The sequence below is a fragment of the Halorarum halophilum genome (assembly GCF_013401515.1).
Taxonomy (GTDB): domain Archaea; phylum Halobacteriota; class Halobacteria; order Halobacteriales; family Haloferacaceae; genus Halorarum; species Halorarum halophilum.
This window is the reverse complement of record NZ_CP058531.1, coordinates 135,980-153,162: the sequence shown is the minus strand read 5'-3', so window position 1 is coordinate 153,162 and position 17,183 is coordinate 135,980. Positions and strand designations below refer to the sequence as shown.

Below are 17,183 nucleotides of genomic sequence, written 5' to 3'. Positions count from 1 at the left end.
TACCCGCTTAAATCCTGCGTCCCTCATCGTGATTGGTCAAGTATCGGTATAGCGATGCTACGAACGTAGATCAGGGTACAGCGATGGGCCGTCAACTTCGCCGCTCGAAAGATCACGACAACGTCACGGATTCGGTATCGGCATCATGAGGAGTGCGCTGGTCCGGCGGATTCAGTTTCAACGTAGGCGTTCTCGGATGTCTCTCGAGACTCGGTAGGTAGTGAGACAACCAACCAGCGGCGATAGCCAATATGAGATACTCTCTGACAGCTCTCTCTTCCCGTTTGGCGGTATTCTCGGCTAAAAACCACGTCTACAGTTCTACCGGATCAGGCCAGGCATGTCCATGGAGGCACAACTTGGAACCAGTATCCTCGTTGCATCTTGGACCTGTTGGTAGCATCCGGATCTGCCGTTAGAGCGCCGCATCTTGGACTTGCTGGTAGTACTCCTCGATTCGCTGTTTGTCTTTCTCACAAAGTTCAACCAGTGGCTTCCTGACCGGGCCACCGTAGAGCCCTGCCAGTTCCAACCCGTACTTCACCGCGGGGACGTTGTTCGCATTCGAGAGGGAATTGTCGCGACCGGTCTCCTCGCGAAGATCCTCGAACGGTCTGAGGAGGTCACGGATTTGCTGCGTCCGCTCCCAGTCCTCGTCCTCAACTGCCTGCTGAAGCGAGAGGATCGCTTCGGGGACGAAGTTCCCGATTCCGGTGGTGTTTCCCTCAGCTCCTTCAAGGGCGAACGACGGTGCATACCGCTCGGCGATACCGTTCAGCCAGACGAGATCTCCCGGCGTGTCCGAGACCGTCTGCGAGAAGTCATTGATGTCGTTCACTGCATACTTCACGCCGACAACGTTCTCGATGGTCGAGAGTTTCGTGATCACTTGGCGAGAAATCGTCTCCCCACGCTTGTAAATGACGAGACCGAGATCAGTACTATCCGCCAGTTCCTGGAAGTATTCGATCAACCCCCGTTCGTGGATATAGGTATGACGGGGGTACATGATCAGGACCGCATCCACACCCAATTTCTCGTACTGCGAGATGAGGGACTTGGCTGTTTTCGTGCTCCCGCCAGCACCCGCGACAATAGTTGCATCATCACTGGTTGCTTCGAAGTGCGTTGCCGCGACTTCTACTCGCTCGCTGTTCGAGAGGGAGTAGTACTCTCCAGTGTTTCCGCAGGGTATGAAGATGTTCCCGCCCGCGCTTTCGATCGTTTGGAGGTTCTCGGTAAGCGCGTCGTGATTCACTTCCGTCCCGTCTTCAGTAAAAGGGGTAGCAGTCGTAAACGCCACTCCCTGAAGTTGTCGCTTGAGGCTATTATAGCTCATCTGATTGCTCTTCCACATACTCCCTTAAAAACCTTCGGCTATTACAAATCTGCACCGAGCCTCCTTTCTGGTTACCGTTGTTGAGATAATATTCGGCACCGCAATATACACCGAGCTCATGCTGATTGCCAATATGCAAGTCATGCTTTATACATGTGAGACCACCGCTACGGATTCGTGAAAACGTCATTCGGAGCCTGTCGCTCGGACGACTGTCCGAAAACAATCGAAGACGGGACAGTCGTCGTCAACGAAATCCAGGGCGACGATCAGGTGGCTGAGGGTCTGAACGAACTCTGGAGACGATTCACCGGCCTCTGGAGAGATTCTTAAACCAATCAACGAACGCAGGGTAAGCGTGTTCCGGGTCCTGGAGTTCGGGGTGCCAGCGCTTCTCGTGTTCGAACAATACCCATCCGTCGAAGCACACCCTTCGGAGTAATTGAATGGTCTCAGCCAGTGGAAGTTCACCGGTTCCAGGGGCGACGTACCGCCACCCGTCGTCCATCGCGTATTCGTGATCGGGTTCGTAGACTGCGTCTTTGATGTGAACGTACTCAATGGAGGATCCAAGCGTCTCTAGGGTCTCGGCAGGGCTTTCGCTGCCGGTGCGAGCAGTGTGACCGACATCCCAGAGGACGCTCACATTCGGGGAATCGACCCGGTCAACAAGTACACGACAGTCTTCGGACTGAGTCCAGTTATCGTGGGTCTCAACGATCCACTGGACGTCTGTTGCACCTTCAAGCGACAAGATCTGTTCCATCGTCGTTCGTCCCGTTCTAGCCATCTCAGAGTCCGACTGCGTATCCGAGTCTCCTTTCCCGAACACACGAATGTACTCTACATCGAGTCCGTGTGCGATGGGGAGCAATCGTCGAGCCCGGCTGACGTTCTCCTCGCTAGAATCGGAGTTGCAAATCTCGATGCTTGAGCTCAATGCGCTCACGGAAAGCCCTGCCTCATCGAGGAGCCTCCGTGTCTGATCCATCTCACTCGTAAACTCCGGTTGGCGAGTGATATCTAGGTTTTCCTGCAACCCTCGGAAGTCGACACCGTCGAACCCGTAGTCTGATGCCCTAGTAAAGACGGTCTCGATATCCCACTTCGGGCAACCGAGGGTGGTCATTGCGAGTCTCATATACGTGTGAGATGTGACGACGTACAAGGTAAAATAACCCCATCAGACACCGAGATTTCGTCGGGGTCGGTACATAAGAGTTCTACAACAACGGGCCGTTCCATATAGAGGAACGAAGAATCGTCAGAGTACTCAGGCGAACTTGGAGTTGAGTTCAATTACGTTCGCCGAGCGTGTCACGTTTTTGGGTATTTCCTCGTCGAACCGTTCGCCCTCCATTCTCCGTGAGGGACCCGATACACTAACAGCACCCAAGATGTCCTTGCCTTGGAAGACAGGGGCTGCAACACAACGAAGCCCTTGAACGTTCTCCTCATCATCGATCGCGTAGCCACGCTCTCTGATTTGTTCGAAAGCCTCTCGGAGTGACTCGCGATCTGTGACTGTATTCACGGTCTTTGCTGGTAGTCCGTGACGCTCGATAATCTCGTCAATTTGGTCTTCTGACATGTTAGCCATCATCACTTTTCCGAGAGACGTACAATGGAAGAACTCTCGAGTACCGACATTTGAGGATGTCTGAACTCCGTTCTCTCCGCGTGCTTTATAGAGATATACTACCCGTCCGTGCTCCTCTGTGGCAAATTGAGCTGTTTCGCCAGTTTCCACAGCAAGATTGTCGATCTCTTCGCGGATAACGTCGTAATTATCGATTTGATCGCGCACGTGCGCGGCCATGTCGAGGCATTTGAATCCGATACGGTACTGATCGCCATCCTTGACGAGGTATTCCTTGTTATAAAGCGTCGTCAGCTGCCTGTGTGCCGTACTCTTTGAGCAATCTAGTTTCTTTGCTAGTTCGGTTACTCCGGCACCGCCGAGGTTGTCAAGTGCGTTGAGGACGTCACAGGCAAAACTCACAGAATTGAGCTGTTCCGTTGATTCCTTTGTCATGGTCACTCTTCTATCCTCCATCGTATTAACTCTTGTTCCGCTATGTGGGAAGGAATGAAGATTCAATATACGAGCCACTAGGTAAACATCGCCAAAATATCTCTCTAAGCGCCATTAATTAGAATTATTCGCGGGTTCTCACATCAAATGCCTCTCAATCTCCTATAACGTTGGATGCACCATCTGATTGTCATGGTATCGGAGTTCCGTATAGAGGAACGAGTCTATTGTTGTACAGCTGATCAGCAAACGGCTAAAAAGCTACACCGCTATTCATGATCACTATCGATGCCGACGCCGTACCGGGCGATGACTTGGGATCTCTCAAGTGCTTCGAATCCTTCCCTCCATAAGGATTGGTTTGGGTTTTCAGAAACGGTGCCTCCTCTAAGCTCGCTAGGGATAACAAACCTAGTCCTGTTATTCCACGACAGAGATTACAAACCTAGTCCTGTAATTTCCTGGCAGATATAACAAACATAGTCCTGTTATTCTATTAGGTATACAGGTGGGAGTTCTACCCGAGAGCGAACAGAAGCTGGTGATGGCATGAAGGTGGAACGAACTATTCGATGAACGGCACTGTCTTGTTAAGCTCCTGTGCTAGCTTCGTCCGTCGAACGCTTGATGCAGTAGTCGGACATTATAGTAATGGAAGAACAGCGCAATCAATCGGTGGACGCTCAGCCGACTGTCGCCACCGGAGTCATGGAATCGGTCGACTCGCATCTTGAGGGTGTGAAACCACTTTTCGATCAGGTTTCGCTCTGTGTAGTCGATTCCACGGCGCTGGATCGGTATTGGATCGCATAACTTCGTCTATCGCTGCGTCCAACCCACCGAAGCCAGATCCAGGTCTGACTCTAATTCTGAGGGAAACCAGTGATGACCGACGCGCCATCGATGTTGCCGATACCCCCGCGTGAACCCATGTGATTGACCTGAAACGACGATGGCGGTCCCAATAGTCGCGTTTCTACCCGTTGATGTCCTGGACACGCCAACGACTTACCGGCCCTTCATTCTCGATAGGCGACGGTTCGTGAGGGGCGGGAAATCGGGTACCCGTCTCCGGACTCGAACTAAAATATGGTGGTGTCATTCCATCGAATGCGAATCCGACGATAAGTGAATACTTGGCCCGCACGGTTCCTGTTAGTCCGCGTTTCGGGGCGAACTACGGTCGACTCGTCGGGCGCACCGACGCGTTCGCTCCTGACGAACCGAACCCGCTACCTACCCGGTCATCGCCTCGGCGCGCGTCGAACGTCTCCGACCCGCTGCGTCGGGCATAGCGTCTGACACGGAGGGTGAGAGGTTCGTCCTTTCGCGAATCGGTCAGGGCTCATCGCTCGCTGGCTCCAGTCGCCTCCCCCTCGAACTATCGACTCAGTCAGTCTCCTTGGGTTTCGACCGGCGTTCTATCAGTGAGAACGCACTCAGCTCTCTGACCTACCTCGTCCACAGCGTGAATCTGCAGCGGGGTACCACGTCGCCAGAGGACTCCTCTGTATCCTCGTGGACGGAGTAAGCTGGGCGGTTGACGCGAGGAGAGCGGCGCGTAACGTCATTGACCCTTCGCCGGGGAGGTATGCACCTCTCACGTGCCGACGTCATGATGTACCTATACAACCTCGCGGTCGTCCTCACCGGCGCGAACGTGGTCCTCACCTTCGGTATCGACGGGCCAAAGGCGATGATCGTCGTATTGCTCGGCCTCGCGTTCGTCTGGTTCCTCTACTTCCACTACGACATGGTCGATTGACCCGCCGCGGTCGGCGGGGGTACGCCGCGGTTTCAGGCCCCAAGCGCCTTCAGGCCGCGTCCCCCGTGAGCGATGCTCCGATTTCGCTCAGCGAGTTCCGGCACTCGGCGCGGGCCGAGAGCGCCTCGTCGACGCTCATCGATTCGAGGTACACCGACTGGTTGGTGATTCCCGACCCAATCACCCGCTCACTGTATCAGTTTGTATACACGGGAGTCGTCGAGGCGGGAGTCGACAACGTCGATGGGCATCCGTCCGCCGAGCAGTTCCTCCCCGTTGAGGCAGCCGAATACGACCAATGCGTCCGTGGTCGTCAGCTTCGTCCCGTCGCGGTCGTAGCAGGCGGGGCCGGGGGTGGCGCCCGTGTTCGTGTATCTGCCAGCTCGGTTCTAGGCGCTCAGATGTCGCTGACTCGGCGGTAGGCGTCGTCGAGCGCTTGCTCGTCCTCGGGGAGCAGCGCCACCACGGAGTAGGCAGCGTAGTCGCTGAAGTACTCCACGAGCTTTGCGATCCGTTCGGAGTCGATGGCTTCGAGTGAGTCAAGGACGATGAAGGGTAGCGTCTGGTACACCTCGTGAACGAGATAGCCCGCCAGCGCGAACACGAGCCCAGTGACCTCGCGCTCGGACTCACTCAGATGGTCGATGGTGTCCTCGTAGGTCGTCCCTGACTCGTTCGTCCGGACGATGTGGAGTTCGAAAACGCTCCGGTCGACCTTCCGGCGACCCTCCCGCACCTGCCGCTCGACGCGTTCGATCCAGACGCGGTCCAAGTTGCCGTACTCCAGGATGTCGAGGACGGTTTCGATGTGGGTGTTGAACTCCTCAACGGCCTGCGTCTCGATCTGCTCGATGCGCGTTCGGGAGTCGACCAGCGCCTCCTTGACCTCCTCCCGCTCGGCTTCGAGTTCCTCGCGCTCATCGAGTTTGGATTCGAGTTCCTCGATTTCGTCGACGACCTCGTTAAGGTCGTTCTCCAGGCGGCCGATTTCGAACTCGATCTCGTTGGCCTCCTTGTGCTTGTCGAGGGTGTCGCTGAACTCCTCGTTCTCCAGTTCGTCGACCTCCGCTTCGAGCGTCTCCAACTCCTCCGAGACGGACTTTCGCTCCGAGCGAAGTTCATCTCGGCGCGAGCGCCGGGAGTCGAGCTCGTCGTCGATGCGGTCGAGTCGGGAGTCCAGGTCTGCACGTCGCTCGCGCTGGCTCTTCGCCGACTGGAGATCGCCACGCAGTTCCGAGAGGCGGTCCTCAGTGGTGCGAATCGATTCCAGTTTCGACTTCCGGAACTCGCGGAGTCGGTCTTGGGTCGACTCTATTTGCTCTTTCTGTACCTCGCTCCCGCAGGTCCAGCAGACGGTCTGGTCCTCGACGAGGCGGTCGGTCACCGCGCCGTCGTCGGCGACATTCAGGGCCGAACGGACGTCGCTGCGGTCGCCCTCGAGTATCTCCTCGTTGAACTGGACAACGTTCTGGAGCTCCCCCACGACGCCGTCGAGCGTCCGTTTCCGCTCCCTGAGCCGGTCGATTTCGCGCTCGATTTCGCCGGTGTCCGCGTCGGTCTCCTCGGGCATCGAGTCGAGTTCCGACTCCACCTCGCTCTGCTCCTCGGTCAGAGATTCGATGCTCCCCTCCTCGGTCTCAATGCGCCGACGGAGTCGGTCGAGTTCGGAGCGAGTCTCCCTGAGTTCGTCGAGCTTCGCCTCCAGTTCGTCGCGCTCCTCGCGCGATTCCTTGACGCTCTCATCGAGCGACTCGACCTCCGACTCGGCCGACTCCAACTCCTGGCGCTTCTCCTCGATATCCGCCTCGAGGTTCGTCCGACGGGATTCGAGTTCTGGCAGTCGACGCTCGACTTCTTCGAGCGAGTCGAGTCGCTCGTCGAGATCCCGGCGCTCCGTTTCGAGATGGTCGATTTCGGCCCGGATGGCGCCTGTGTCGATGGGCCGCATGATGAGTTCGCGGAGATCCTCACCCCAGGCGACGGCCCGACGCGCCTCGTTCCCCTCCAGCAGGAAGGCGAACAGATCTGCGACCTCCGGGTCGTCGAGATACGGGTCGCCGCCGAGGGCGACGCCTCCGTTGCGCCTGGTGAGCGTTCGGGTGTACTGCTCACCGTCGACGCGAAGTTCGACCTCGCCCTCGTCGGCGTCGCCTTTCAACGACGCCCTGTCGCTCCCGAGGCCCAGCATGATGGCCTGCAACAACGACGTTCGGTTGGTGGCATTCCGCCCGGCGAGAATCGTCACTCCGGGTTCGAAAACGACCTCTGTCTCCGAAATCCCGCCGATGTTGCGAGCACAAATGGTCACTTCTCCTTTCGTGATCTCTTCGGTTCTCATAGTCACAGTTGTGTGCGACGGTGTATTAAGACTACTGTTCCCTACGAGGGAACGAACTCGTCGGCTGTGCCGCTACACGGGTGCGCCTTCGCGCGATTCCAGAGGTCCCGAGTGAGTACTTAACAGACATATTGGTGTTATCTCAGTCCTCCGACAGGCACTCGCACCCCCCTGATTCGAGGAGCGTCGTCACGTCATACTGGGTCTCACAGTCCTCGCAGTAGACCGTGACGGCGGTTCGGACGCGGAAACTCCCCAGCGTCAGCCTCCCGGCGGACTGGAGCTGTTCCAACTTCTGCTCGACGACGGCGGTGGTCCGGCCGACGAGGCGTGCGAAGCTCGACTGCGCCCGTTCGACGCTACTTCGGGAGTCGGACTCATAGGAGGCACCACGGACGTCCTTCAGGAACGTCCGGATGGCTTGATAGGTCACGAAGTCCTTGCGGAGCAAGTCGACGTCGAGGCCCTCCTGTTCGAGCCTGGCGGTCACCTCGGTCTCGACGCCGCGGCTGACGTCCTCGTCGGTGAGGAGCCGATACACGTTCGACACCTCACCGTCCAGGGGGTCCATCCCGGTGTCCAGCATCGCCCGTTCGAGCACGCGGCGGTTGAACACGTCCGCGAGCGTCCGCAGACTGTCGCGCTCGCTGTCCTCCCCAGTCCAGCGGCGTTCGAGCTCCTCGCCGATACCGTTCAGCCCGTACTCGTTGATGAGGCGGCCCACTTTCGTGTGGCTTGAGGTATCCGAGGCGCCCGCGGATTCAGTCCCGGTCATTGCAGGAACACACGACGTTGACACCCAAGTAGCTCCCGGTTCTCCCTCCCACCCATCCGTACGTTGGTGTGAACGGTTCGTCGGACGACTAGAGTCGCCGCCGTTCGTCGGCGCGGTCGCCTCCCCCTCCTCGCCGACGAATTCGGGGTACAGGTGTATCATCAGCGAGGTCTCGAACGTCTCGGCGCGATCGAGTGTTCGCTCGAACGTCTCCAGGTGCGGTTCGAACGGGTCAGTGACGATATCTTCCCGATGGGGGAGCCGAGCGAGGAGACGCCGAAACCGCGCTCGTCGAGCGTCATCTTCACCCGTTCGACCTTCGCGCCGTCGATGTCGCCGACCGACATCGCGTGGACCTCCGCCACCACGCCGATTCCCGCTCTCGCCATTCTGAACTGCGTGTCCATACCTCGACTCGGGAGACGAGAGTGGGGAGCAAAAAGGTCGGTTCTACCCGCAGTCGAACGAATCACTGACCGACGTCGTGTGTGTCGAACCGATAGCTCACGACTGAAGTTTTTGGACTCGGTGTGTGGGGGAGTGAATGGTTTGGGCCTCGGCAACGAGACCGACTTTCGAGAACTGATGCAGCAGCGTTCCTATGTCAGTACTCTGTTCTAACGGTATCGACGACGCCGGAACAGGGTGGTGTTCAGATAAGGATTGAAAGGTGAGGCGTAGCGATTTTGAGTGTCCATGTCGAAAATTGCTAGTCGCACCAGTTATATCAACCAGATCGACTTAGATTTGTTGAACGCGAAGCGACACCCCGATTTCTGATGAAGCTCAGTGTTCAGTTGCATTTCGCTGAATTATATCTTTTGGATACTATATCTATTTTTGAGATTTTCGGTGTCGAATGCGCTCGGTCCACCGTGTATAGTTGGAGTCATTAAGCCAACCGACAGCCCAAAGATGGACGCAATCCGGATTACGTCGCGGTCGATGAGACCGTGATCCGACTCAACGACGAGCAATACTAGCTGTACGCTGCGGTCGATACAGAGACAAACGAATTACTCTACACGAAGCTTGAGTCAACGACAAACAAGGTCATCGATCACGCGTTCTTCGCGGAACTCCGCGAGAAACACGACGTCGACGACGCCGTGTTTCTCATCGATCGATCGCCCTCGCTGAAAGATGCCTGTTCACGGCAAGGCCTCAAATTTCAGATTCGCAAAACATGGAAATCGTAACAGCGTCGAACATGTCTTTCGTAAGGTAAAATGAATCATATCTTCGTTCTCAAACTGTTTCAGCAACGCCGAAGCAGCGACAGCTGACGACTGACTTCGGTCATTCGCCTTCGCATGGAATCAACTAATCTGAACACTACCGTGTGGATCGTAGCGCCAGTGTCTATCCTAAAGGAAATCTGCGTGCGTTCACCGTTATTGGAGAGATTGGAGTGGTTGCATCTGGAACCCTCTCACGTTCGATGAGCGACTGACGGCGATCAAGTATGGGTTTGCGATGACATTGATCAGGGTGTCGCTGTACGGCTTTCTGTCCGTCCCTCGGAAGAGCTCGAGACAGAGCTTGGGGCTCAACTGATTCGTTCGGGGTCGATGGCGCTCTACCAAGGACCTCCGCTACAGCGGCATCATCATCGCTAGTCTCGCGCTCATCACGAATCTTTGTGAGGCCGAACAGATGTGGACGGGTCACGCTGACCGGCCACCCGAGCTGGACGACTTGTAGCGGCACTATTCATCCGCCGATGGGGCAGACATCGTGCTCATGGGCGCAGGGCCGTGTCTCCGGAAGGTCGGGAGAGGTTGATCCTGGCGGGTCCACCAGGAGATGCCGTGGCTTTGTGGATATTCGAGTGGGAGTCCTCTGGCCGCCACCAACGGACAGGCCCCTAAGATCGGCGATGCCGGCCAAGCAGAAGACGCCGTCGAGGCCATTTACCCAGGACGGCTCTGTTGAAATCCTATTAGTCCGATACCTTTCCGCTGAAACAGCCGTTAGGTAGGACTGTATGTCTACCACGGGGCCGTTCTCCAGAAAGCCTACAATACGGGTACATAGAAAATTGGGTATGTCTCCACCCTATCCTCCCGTCCCCGGCGCGGATGCCCTTGTCCCGCCGATAGCGCTGGGTATTGGAGTGCTTGCAGGAGTCTTGGTGTATAGACATTCCATCGGCCATCAGGTACAGTCTCCGCTTCTGTGGGGTGGATTCGTGGGTGTCACCTTCTTCCTTGCCCCGATCATCCTCACGCCGTTCCTCATCCCGATTTACTACTCGCTGTTCATCCCATCCGGCCCTGGCCTTCTCGTTAGACCACTCCACGCACTTGCTACAATTCTCGGTGGAGGAACACTTGCCGCGATGGGGGCTGTTCTTTTCTATTTTGTACAGTTGGCGATTGCTCGCCGACAAAGTACTGGCACCCCGTAACCCGAAAAGTACCACCTCTCTATTGAACGTTCAGAGTGCCTTTTCGATGTTGTGAGTGTGACAACCGACAACGACTTCATGGAACTGCTTCCACCAGCGTCGTGAGCGGATGAATGCGCCATATTTCCGTTTCAGGCGAGAGTTCACCGTCTCGTTCTGACTACGTTGCCCGTAGAGGTCGGCGTCTAGCCGAGCATTCCACGCTTTGTGGAGCGACGAAAATTCTCTGTGCTTGATCAGGGGACGAATGCCATCTTCACGGGCTAACGCGCGAATCTTCTGGTCGTCGTATCCCTTGTCGCCGAGGAGAATCGCTACTTTCCCGGTATTCCGCTTGATGAGCGACGGTGCGATCTGTGAGTCGTGTTTTCGTATCGTCGTCACATGGAGGTCGAGGAGGGCATTCGCTCTCGTATCCACGAGAAGTGTGACTTTCAACTGCTGAATCGTCAGCTTCGTTCGCTTCGTGTAGTGTTTCGAGGCGTGACTCCGGTCAAATCCCGAGGCATCGATACCGACGACACCGTTAGTCGGGAGGAGTGTGACTGAGAGGTTGAGCAGGACGCGCCAAATCGCCATATCAAGCCTGTCGAACACTTTGCACAGCGTTGACGGCGCAGGGAGTTCGGTGAGGTTAATCGCTTTCCGAATGCGGGGCATCTCGATGAGTTCGTCGAGGAGAGTCCGATAGGTCGTGTCCTTCCGCACTTTGAGACACAGGAGAACGATGTGCTGATGAAGTGTGGACCGTTGTTTCGAAAACTTCGAAGAGTAGCGAGCGACAGCTCGACGAGCCAAGTGAAATGCCTGCTCAACAAACCGAAGTAACCGCGACTTTGGGAGGGCTTGCATCCGGTCAAACTACCGAGCGAACCTGTAACTCTCTGAGGATTTCAACAGAGCCAATTATTTAGGATTACGTCTTGCATCTGTTGCGAATCGCATGCGCTCAGCGATCCTCGATTCTCAATGGAGACCCGAGGACCGATCTCGTACCCTCACTGTCCGATCAACACGCGAAAGACAGCTCTGTCTTCGCTCCCGATCACCTTACTTTTAACCAACATGCCGAGGCATCCACTGAAATATGTTGGTTAAGACCGGTTCGCTTCACTAATGCTCCACCCCCTCTTCACGGAGGCACCCTTGATATCGGCTGAACAGTGCCCGATTATAGTATGCTGGGCCCTACTGAGTCTTGCCGGTGCGAGGGATGTACTCTGTCCACTCCTTCTCGAACCCCCCAATTGAAGGAAATACAACACCTTGTCTGCCCCTTCTCCGATCCGGCGTTTATCCCTCGATATGAATAGCCATGACACGATCATTCGACATTCTAGCGTCATGAATCTAAAGAAATAGGGAAAGTGTTCATGTGGGAAGCCCGAACATGGGAACATACGTTGGTATTCGAATTCGAGAAGGTTCGGGAATTATTGACCAAAGCCACTCCGTTCAAGGCGACGTCAGTAGCACGTGCCGAGAACAGGGCAAAGCCGGAGGAATCGACGAGAAACCAACCCGGTCCTGCGTACGATGTTGGATCGCTCGAGTACGATCCCAGTAAGATTCGGAGTCAGAAGGACTTCCTCTTGAAACTCGGTATCCCTCACGACGACTTATTCTGTCAGCTCATCTCGGAGAATGGGGGTACGCTTCCCCAGAAAGAGTTCGCTACCTACGCGAATCTGTCGAGTTCGACAATCAGTCGGCTTCTCCAGGAGATGGAGGACGACGGCCGAGTCGTGCGCGTGCGAGTCGGCCGGGAGAAGGTGGTTTGCCTCCCCGAATACGCGCCAGAGACTCAGTTCTTCGCGACCGACGACAGCGACGAGACGCTCCGCGTGTGAGGAGTTTCCCGTCCAGCAGTGGGGGCAAAACGTAGCTCAAGTGTTCTCGTTTCGTATGGTGACAGGTTCCCCGTAACGCTCTCACACCAACAATCGAGAAAACAACTAGTGATGGATGTCTCCGCGTCGTTTCAACCCGTGCCATGAGGACGTCGGGGGCGGTCGCGGATGAGAGACGGCCACCGAGTCAGATGACCTCGACGTGTCGAGTTGCCGACGCCCATCATGTTTCCCCCTGTTCCACAGGTGCCCCACGCGATTGTGAGCGGCTCGGAAAGGCCGACGAGACGTACTGTCGACGTTTGGGCCGCCTGAGCACACGGGACACCACGTGCGCCCGAAAATTCGTAGAAACGTGGTAATATTAAAGATAATGGCAGCCTTATTGATCCTAATCTAGAGGGGGTATATATCGCCTTGGAAATTCCAAGCAGCATCCAGGCCGAACTCGGTTCGTGATTTTTGGAAGGAAGCGCATTCACCATTCAATCGAGGAACGTTATATTGCCGTATTGGGAACATCCATCTGGCCAATTTCAAATACTGCAAATCCGCACCCCTTTTCGCATCAGTAAACCGAGTCCCGCAGTTCCTCAGAGTGGCGCCACCATGAACATCGTCAACTCGGGTGCAGACTTGATGGAGTCAACCACCAGGTAGTCAAGCTCGGCCGACTCCGTGAGCGCCGACGCACTCCCAGCGAACTTCAGGGCGATGCGCGTCCCGGTCGCATCGTCCGCGGCCTCGACGATTTCAGCGCCGGCGGACTCAAGGTCGTCAATATGTTCCTGGCTCATAACCGATGTATTCAGCGGGCTACGACATGAACGTTAGCCCTGCGTGCACGGCGGAAGATGCGGTTTCGTTGAAGGAAGGATTCTCACCGTCTCGTCCCTCTTGTTCGAAATGGCGGTAGACTGTGAGCAACCCGTCAGTTTCTACTGCCACTGGAGATAAGCCGGCGTGTTCCACTCCGTCACGATGGGAATGTACCTCTCCAGATTGGAGTAGGAAGTGCGCTGTCGATTAACGGCCTGTAACTGCGGCTAAGAGCGTTTCCAGTTCGGCGTGACCGTGGTACCGGACTGACCCGCTCTGCTGGTCGTATTCTACTGCGCCGACGGATTCCAGGAGTGGAAGTGTTGAATGGTGTAACTGCACGGTTAACCAGTCTACGTTCTCTTCGCCCCCGGTGTAGAGATCGCTGGCAAGGGCATCAACGGTCGCAGCATCTGCCGACGTATTCTGGAAGTAGGAGAGTACGACACGGCGGTACTGGTCAGCGAGTACGGTCAGAAGTTCGTCTAACTCAGCTTCCTGAGTCCGAATGTGTTGATCCATATTGTTGAGTAACTCGGTCAATACGCAAGTGGACATTCCGGAACGATCGATGAGGAGTTTGTCGCCACGTCCTCGATCAGTGTCTGGGATGTCGTGTACCGCTTCCGACCGACGCACGCCAGACAGTTACGCATTATACCTATTTCTTTGATTTTGGCTCGGAGACTCGACAGGAATGTCGCTTCGGCTCCCCGTTTGTCGAGTCTCAGAGGGGAACATAAATGCTGACCTCATGTGCTATCGCTGTTCTGTCTATGTGCGAAAGGCAATTCAGCTGTCGCTATCTTCTCGGTTACTATTAACCAACATTGGTCGGTGACAGCCACCCTTGTTGGTTAAGCTCCGATAACCTCCCCGCTGAACCTTTCACTCCAGAGGGATTTCATCAAGATGTCTCAGAACATATACCTCTTAAACTTGAGTACTCTATTAGGTCACGTGAAGTCATGTTGATTGCTGGATCTTGACTCGAGATCGATTCTCACTCCGATGTTTGTTCCGGGACTAGGTTGTACAGAACAGGCTAGTTATGTCTCGTCAGCACCTGCTTCGGAAAGCGTGAACGAGAACGCCGAGCCCTCACCAGGGATGGACTCGCCAAGGGAGGGTCATCATGGCGTTTGAAGATTCGTTCACAGAGCGCAAGCCCATTACCAGTCCCCGAATGTTCGTCGGGGTCGTGAAAACCCTGAAACATCTCGAAGATACGATCGGTGAAGTCAGGGTCAATGCCGACTCCATTGTCGCGGACCGCTCGTCCACCAGTCGGCTGGTGAATACTTCCTCAACGAACTCAGTTTGTCGTGACGTGGTCAAATCCCTCGTGGAAGTCGTGTATCGAAACACGTCCGGTTCCCAGGGCCGTCGCCTTCTCACGTAACTGCTGGGCAATATCCTCACCAGGGTCACCATAAAGGTCAATCGATTCAAGCTCAATGAACTCATCAATCGGGGGAAATTTGGGACCAGTAACGTCCATGTGATATTTCAGAGTCGCTGGATCGTCATGCATGTGGACAACTGTCATTTGTTCCTCGTCGCTGCTGAAGTAGACGTCGTACGACAAGATGTCTGGCTCGTTGTCTTCGACGAAGTCGGCCAGCTCCGCCATGGCCGGCTTGAGCTCATCCAGTTTCCCGTCATGCACCGAGGATCGATCAACATAGAGGATGAGATCAGTGATTCCAGCACCACCGGCGAGTTTCGATCCATGGATCGGTGCCTGTCATGTGTAACTATCGATTAGATTTCGGCGAGCTAGCTAATAGTTCCACCTGCACACACTCATTGCTATGTGAGCGGTAGATGGTCAGCAGGGGTAGTTTCGCAAGGAATCGGGGGACGTACGATGAGTGGCGGGAAAAGTACTGCCGGAGTTTGAACGGTATGATGTACAAGTAATGCACCCTGAGTTCAGCACGGCTGTTCTATCACCGTTGGAATACGTATCTACTGTAAGCTACATCATCTGTAGATCCAGCCCGGCTGAGAATTTACACTATAACCAGCAGGCTGTTTTCGCTAAACCCCAGTCGGCTCGATTGTTGCTCAGGCAACTGCTGCACCTGCACTTATCGTTCGGTTAGTTACTCGGTCGGCTCGCCGATATAGACGATCGTAGTGACACCATTCAGTACGTCGGCCCGGACACGAGTGGATTCACGGCGGCACCCTCACACGGGATTAGCACATCGTTCTGCAGAAGGCAATCACTGCTCAAGCGCCACTGTCTGTCCGATGAGTGACGTGAAGCCCCGACGAAGTCGGGCGGAAAACGCCTGGCGAGAGATCCCGAGTTTTGGTGTGATGCTGGTGAGGAACCTCTCGGACGAACGAGTGCGTTAAAAACGAGTTCGCTGAGTCGACCCCCCGCCTGGCGCGTCTTCCGCCGAAGAGATCGGAGACGACGGATTTCTACAATTCCGCGGAGCGGTTCTTCAGCATGCTGCGGAGCATCAGGCTCACACCGAGTTCCAGTCATGTGGGACGTCAGGGATCCCTCGGATACGAACCTCTCTCTCGCCGGTCTCGGTTTCGCGGAGCTCAATCATGCCGTTAAACTCGGTCATGATGGTGTTAATCGTCTGTTGGTCGTGCGAGACGTTATCGACTGTAAAAATGCCGAGTCCCCCGGTATCAGTAATTCGAGTTGTGTAGATATGGAGGAACTTGAAGACAGTGTCGAGGTTCAGGAATTGGAGGAGCGTTGATACTGAGACCAGACCGTGCCGAACACTTGAGATGTTGTGGCTAGTGAACTGTTGCATGAGTTTGGTAGTGCCGATGCTGATGCCCGTGAGGTCGCCAGGTGACGAGACGCGTTGCGTGGCGATCTCTCGAATCGTTTCCTGCTGGCTACTCCCGGAGCAATCGACAATCCCTACCTGGTCGTGATTAAACGAGGGAACACGCCGTTCAAGTTCGTCAATACACTCCACTGCTGTTTCGCTTGTCGTCACCATCAACAGCCCATCTCTTTCATCAAGGCCAGTAGCAAGGAGATCCAGCGCAAGCTCCTGCTTTCCGCTCATGGCCGGGGCAGCGATCAACAGGCTCGTTCCTGGTTCGAGTTCGGATAGTGTTCCAGCCGGAAGAATGTCTGTGATTTCATACATGGGTATTCACTTCGTTGACTCTGTGAATTCCTCGTCGTGCGGAGCCTCGGTCTCGTTGGTTGTGTCCATAATCTCGCGGACAGCTCCGATGAAGTCGGCGTCCGAGGCCAAATCTCCCATCGCATCGTCGACTGCAGCTCGGTGTACTTCGATTTGTTCGACCAATACCCGGTACTCTTTGTTCGCTTCGAGTTGTCTCTCGGGGAACGTTGCATCAAGGGTAGCTCGCCGCGCCACAAGCGAGTAATACTCCTGAAGATCGCCGTTGAGCGTTGCGCGATGCAGGAGTCGTGCAACAGTCTCACGGAGTTCCTCGCGATCCGGTGGCTTTGTGATGTACTCGTCGAAGCCCATCTCGATGATATCGAAGCCTGGATCGACTGCTGTCACCATCGCCACCCGGCAATCTATTGACCGTGAGCGAATTTCCGTGAGCACCTCTGCGCCAGACATGCCCGGTAGCATTCGGTCTAAGAGTACGACATCGACCGTCTCATCGAGTTGGGCAAGTGCCTCCTCACCTGTTTCAGCCCGGTGAACCTCGTATTCCTGTAGCCATCGATCGTATGTATCCGCGACGTCCGGCTCATCCTCGACAACGAGGATAACTGGGAGGTCTGAGTTACTCATGACAGCATCTTCTTTTTGCTTCGGATACCACCCTCTTGATGTTTTTCTAGTCCTGATTCTGGAAGGTATTCAACCAGTGAAAGGA

Annotated in this window: 16 protein-coding genes and 2 pseudogenes; 3 read left to right on the top strand and 15 right to left on the bottom strand. The window is 55.5% G+C overall.

Features of this window, described 5'->3' with window-relative positions:
* Positions 1-415: 415 nt before the first annotated feature.
* The 4 genes and pseudogenes from HUG10_RS20265 to HUG10_RS21930 all read right to left on the bottom strand — a co-directional run.
* Positions 416-1,339 (bottom strand): dihydrodipicolinate synthase family protein, encoded by a 924-nt coding sequence (locus tag HUG10_RS20265; protein WP_179171512.1) that lies wholly within the window; start codon positions 1,337-1,339, stop codon positions 416-418.
* Between the two features lie 307 nt (positions 1,340-1,646).
* Positions 1,647-2,468 (bottom strand): sugar phosphate isomerase/epimerase family protein, encoded by an 822-nt coding sequence (locus HUG10_RS20260; RefSeq protein ID WP_246310458.1) that lies wholly within the window; start codon positions 2,466-2,468, stop codon positions 1,647-1,649.
* Between the two features lie 144 nt (positions 2,469-2,612).
* Entirely contained in the window at positions 2,613-3,374 is a 762-nt protein-coding gene (locus HUG10_RS20255) for an IclR family transcriptional regulator (protein WP_179171511.1), read from the bottom strand.
* 565 nt (positions 3,375-3,939) lie between these two features.
* Positions 3,940-4,154 (bottom strand): annotated as a pseudogene (locus HUG10_RS21930) (IS6 family transposase); the annotation flags it as partial.
* Positions 4,155-4,965: 811 nt separating this feature from the next.
* Here HUG10_RS21930 and HUG10_RS20250 point away from each other — a divergent pair.
* Positions 4,966-5,139 carry a hypothetical protein gene (locus HUG10_RS20250; protein WP_179171510.1) on the top strand — a complete coding sequence of 58 codons (174 nt, stop codon included), beginning with the start codon at positions 4,966-4,968 and terminating at the stop codon, positions 5,137-5,139.
* 188 nt (positions 5,140-5,327) lie between these two features.
* On the opposite strand, the gene HUG10_RS20245 is transcribed toward HUG10_RS20250, so the two are convergent.
* The 4 genes from HUG10_RS20245 to HUG10_RS20230 all read right to left on the bottom strand — a co-directional run bounded on the left by HUG10_RS20245 (position 5,328) and on the right by HUG10_RS20230 (position 8,659).
* Positions 5,328-5,456, bottom strand: a complete 129-nt coding sequence (locus HUG10_RS20245; protein WP_246310524.1) for a hypothetical protein — start codon at positions 5,454-5,456, stop codon at positions 5,328-5,330.
* A gap of 80 nt (positions 5,457-5,536) precedes the next feature.
* Positions 5,537-7,477 (bottom strand): archaea-specific SMC-related protein, encoded by a 1,941-nt coding sequence (locus HUG10_RS20240; protein ID WP_179171509.1) that lies wholly within the window; start codon positions 7,475-7,477, stop codon positions 5,537-5,539.
* A 142-nt stretch (positions 7,478-7,619) separates the two neighbouring features.
* Positions 7,620-8,252: a rod-determining factor RdfA gene (rdfA, locus tag HUG10_RS20235; protein WP_179171508.1), complete on the bottom strand. Its 633-nt coding sequence runs from the start codon at positions 8,250-8,252 to the stop codon at positions 7,620-7,622.
* Between the two features lie 161 nt (positions 8,253-8,413).
* The gene (locus HUG10_RS20230; RefSeq protein ID WP_179171507.1) at positions 8,414-8,659 is read right to left on the bottom strand and encodes a hypothetical protein; all 246 of its coding nucleotides are present in this window, start codon (positions 8,657-8,659) and stop codon (positions 8,414-8,416) included.
* Between the two features lie 333 nt (positions 8,660-8,992).
* Here HUG10_RS20230 and HUG10_RS20225 point away from each other — a divergent pair.
* Positions 8,993-9,545: pseudogene (locus HUG10_RS20225) on the top strand (IS6 family transposase); the annotation flags it as partial.
* A 1,147-nt stretch (positions 9,546-10,692) separates the two neighbouring features.
* Here HUG10_RS20225 and HUG10_RS20220 read toward each other — a convergent pair.
* Positions 10,693-11,514, bottom strand: coding sequence for an IS5 family transposase (locus tag HUG10_RS20220; protein WP_179171506.1), 822 nt, complete (start codon positions 11,512-11,514; stop codon positions 10,693-10,695).
* Between the two features lie 521 nt (positions 11,515-12,035).
* Between HUG10_RS20220 and HUG10_RS22320 the strand changes: the two genes are divergently transcribed.
* Positions 12,036-12,512 carry a helix-turn-helix transcriptional regulator gene (locus HUG10_RS22320; RefSeq protein WP_449272365.1) on the top strand — a complete coding sequence of 159 codons (477 nt, stop codon included), beginning with the start codon at positions 12,036-12,038 and terminating at the stop codon, positions 12,510-12,512.
* Between the two features lie 593 nt (positions 12,513-13,105).
* Here HUG10_RS22320 and HUG10_RS20215 read toward each other — a convergent pair.
* From HUG10_RS20215 to HUG10_RS20190, 6 genes are all read right to left on the bottom strand, one after another.
* A complete protein-coding gene (locus tag HUG10_RS20215) occupies positions 13,106-13,309 on the bottom strand; it encodes a hypothetical protein (protein WP_179171505.1) in 204 nt (67 codons plus the stop codon).
* A 229-nt stretch (positions 13,310-13,538) separates the two neighbouring features.
* Complete coding sequence (locus tag HUG10_RS20210; protein WP_179171504.1) at positions 13,539-13,853, bottom strand: DUF7344 domain-containing protein; 315 nt, start codon at positions 13,851-13,853, stop codon at positions 13,539-13,541.
* Between the two features lie 523 nt (positions 13,854-14,376).
* Positions 14,377-14,550 (bottom strand): hypothetical protein, encoded by a 174-nt coding sequence (locus HUG10_RS20205; protein WP_246310451.1) that lies wholly within the window; start codon positions 14,548-14,550, stop codon positions 14,377-14,379.
* A 96-nt stretch (positions 14,551-14,646) separates the two neighbouring features.
* Positions 14,647-15,000: a hypothetical protein gene (locus HUG10_RS20200; protein WP_321169548.1), complete on the bottom strand. Its 354-nt coding sequence runs from the start codon at positions 14,998-15,000 to the stop codon at positions 14,647-14,649.
* Between the two features lie 814 nt (positions 15,001-15,814).
* Complete coding sequence (locus HUG10_RS20195) at positions 15,815-16,468, bottom strand: RAD55 family ATPase (protein WP_179171503.1); 654 nt, start codon at positions 16,466-16,468, stop codon at positions 15,815-15,817.
* 6 nt (positions 16,469-16,474) lie between these two features.
* On the bottom strand, positions 16,475-17,098 hold the full coding sequence (locus tag HUG10_RS20190) for a response regulator transcription factor (protein WP_179171502.1): 624 nt from the start codon (positions 17,096-17,098) through the stop codon (positions 16,475-16,477).
* Between the last annotated feature and the right edge of the window lie 85 nt (positions 17,099-17,183).